This window comes from Nocardia sp. NPDC006982 (assembly GCF_042869435.1).
GTDB lineage: Bacteria > Actinomycetota > Actinomycetes > Mycobacteriales > Mycobacteriaceae > Nocardia.
Window position 1 is genome coordinate 1 of the sequence record NZ_JBIAFV010000070.1, and the last position, 2608, is coordinate 2608.

Here is a 2608-nt window from a genome sequence, read left to right on the forward strand (position 1 = left end):
GACCCGAGCTGGCGGCTGCGGCGATGGCCGATTGGGCTGGTGAACGGGTCGGTTTGGCGTTCATCCCGCCCGGCCAGCCCTGGCGCAACGGCTACCAAATCACGGGGTCCCGTCGATTCCCTTCTTCAGGTCACCGGTGCAATCGGCTGCGAACATCGCAGCCCGTCACGCGGGTCGACGCGGACATATGCTCTAGCTGTTGCGCGCGGTGTTCTCACAGGCGCTGGCACCCAAGAGAATTGGGATGAGTACGGCAGAGTCCTCCGATGAAGTCGCGAGTACAGCGACCACGACGGCAGCAACTTGGCCCGAATTGCACAGTAGTGCGATCCGGGGGAGGGATCTGAATATATGCCGAGAAGGGATACGCGGGATGGGTGAAGCGTTGTCGAAAGCGCAGGCAGCTGATTGGTCCGGCGTGACCGCTTGGCGGTGAGCCCATCCACCTGTTCGGCGAAAGCCCTTGCCGCACAGTCACTATTACCGCAGAAGAAACGTCGCCATGACCAGCGGCGGCACCATCGTTCGCCCAGCAATCGCAGCATCGGCCAACCGACGTCGATAGCGGGAATGCACGCGCCCAGCCGCCGTTCCACAGCTGGACACTCGGCCATCGGCGTGGCAACAACGGCCTCTACGACGACCTGGTCACCGTCGCTCTGGATATCACTGATCACTACAGGAGTCAAGTGCGGCAACAACTTTCGGATCGGATCACCAGCGCGCCGGTGCCATAAGTAGAAGCGGCAGGGCTGGACGGCAACACTCCAACCAGTAAGTCACGGTTCCTGCCCAGAACTCTTCCTCCTGGCGGCCGACATGCGCGATATCCGTCGATGTACGGACGTGATCGGGCACCGTTGCTCGCTGAGTCGGTCGTGCGCTTGTACTCGGGGTGGTGGCACAACACGCCGCTTCGTGTTCGACCGGGGTCGGTGGTCGAGCCCGGCGTTGTTATCAGTCGATTTATTCCATGAGCGCGAACTCGACCTCGCCGAGTCGGCTGACGACCTCGGTTTTGTGACGTCTGACTAGATCGTCAGTATCGCCCACATCTCCTGTTCGAGGCCGACAGGGTCGGTCGAACGTAGAACACGGCCGTGAAACATGGTGTGGCGCAACGCGAAGAGTGGGGATTCGATCGCGCAGGGCTGGTGGTAGAGGCGGGCGATCTGGATCGCTGGATCGGTGTGGTGGTCGGAGCAGGTGGTGATGATCCGGTAGCGGTCACCTACGCGGGATCCGTCGGCGCAGGTGGCGGTGATCTGGGTGTCGATGATGCGGAAGCGGTGACCGTTGATCCTGGTCAGCACCGATCCGTCGGGCGGCGTGGCCCACATGGCCGGGCGACGGCGGGAGGTGAGCCGGACCACGAGTTGGGCGCCGGTGGCAGCGACGCGGGTGAGGATGTCATCGCCGCCGGAGTTGCGGTCGGCCAGTTATAGCATCGTCTCGTTCGATAGGGGCACCAAGGTGGCGGCGTAGTCGGTCTCACTGCGTGTGAAGACTGCGCCGGGCAGGCCGCGGGTTGCGGTCTCGTACAATGTCAAGACCCGCAGATATGGGTAGCCCTCGGTGCTGCCCCGGTATCGAGTGAACTTACCCAGCCGCAGGCGGATCCGCGGCTGGTCAGGAGCCTGCAGCGAGCTGCAGCCATCGAAAGCCACAATGCGCCAACGTCGATAGCACACACCTGGGGTGGCCGGTTGCGCCAGCGGGCCGGCCACAACCTCGAATAGCGCCCTTCAACGGTGCTGCTCCCAAGCGTCGGCGAAGATCCCGCAGCCCTTTCTCCGAGGGCCTGTGCGGGAGCATCGATCCGAGCCTGGCGATCAGCTTGTTCCAGACCCGTTCGTAGCCCAGCGCCGGGAAAACAGCTAGGGCAGAATGAAATACACGTCCACACGCGAGGGCAGCAGGCGGGTGCGACGCTGCACCGCCTGGGTCCGGGCAAGCACGTCATGGATCAACTCGAATGGCAGGTACTGCGTCAGCTCCCCAAGGTGACCAGGCGCGAAGATTCCTGCGGCCACAGTGATGGTGCGGGTGAGCGTCGTAGTGACAGACGGGGAGGGCAACGGGACCTCTCGGATACGGGAAGACCTTGGACGACTTCTCTGCAATAGCAGAGGTCTCGTTGCCACCCCTCCGTGACACGCATCTCGGAAATACGCGAGTTGACCTGCCCCCCAAAGGCTTAACTACGTGGCATTGCTGGAAAAGCCCGATGATCGATTCCGGGCAGGGCGTTGTCATTGGCGTCGCATACCGACCTATTGATGCCGAGAATCCTTGCATGGCAATGTATTCAGCGAGCTCCTGCTGACGTATATTCGCACCTGATTAGACCAGCGAAGCTGGCAGACCGAAGGCCAGCACGTGGCTGCAGCCGAGGAACGAGGTGATCTCGGCGATCCGAGTACCCCGCAAGGTCAGTACGTTGATCGCCCAGCCGACGTAGGCACCCGCCTCGGGGCTCCACAGGTAGCCAGCCACAGCCGCCTGACCGTTGGTGCTGATACAAAAATCCTCGTGAGATGGGCTGGGTCTGGTGTGGTCATGTGCCTCCCAGCGGGTTGAGAGTTACCTGGTAGCCGAGGTGGTTGAG

General features: G+C 62.5%; 2 protein-coding genes and 1 pseudogene. 1 reads left to right on the forward strand and 2 read right to left on the reverse strand.

From position 1 onward, the window contains the following. The first annotated feature begins 1100 nt into the window (after nucleotides 1-1100). The gene (locus ACFYOW_RS49430; protein ID WP_387299119.1) at nucleotides 1101-1445 is read left to right on the forward strand and encodes a hypothetical protein; all 345 of its coding nucleotides are present in this window, start codon (nucleotides 1101-1103) and stop codon (nucleotides 1443-1445) included. Between the two features lie 184 nt (nucleotides 1446-1629). On the opposite strand, the pseudogene ACFYOW_RS49435 reads toward ACFYOW_RS49430, so the two are convergent. Next, a pseudogene (locus tag ACFYOW_RS49435) lies at nucleotides 1630-2144 on the reverse strand (transposase domain-containing protein). A gap of 199 nt (nucleotides 2145-2343) precedes the next feature. Beyond that, entirely contained in the window at nucleotides 2344-2496 is a 153-nt protein-coding gene (locus tag ACFYOW_RS49440; RefSeq protein ID WP_387299121.1) for a hypothetical protein, read from the reverse strand. Nucleotides 2497-2608 lie beyond the last annotated feature (112 nt).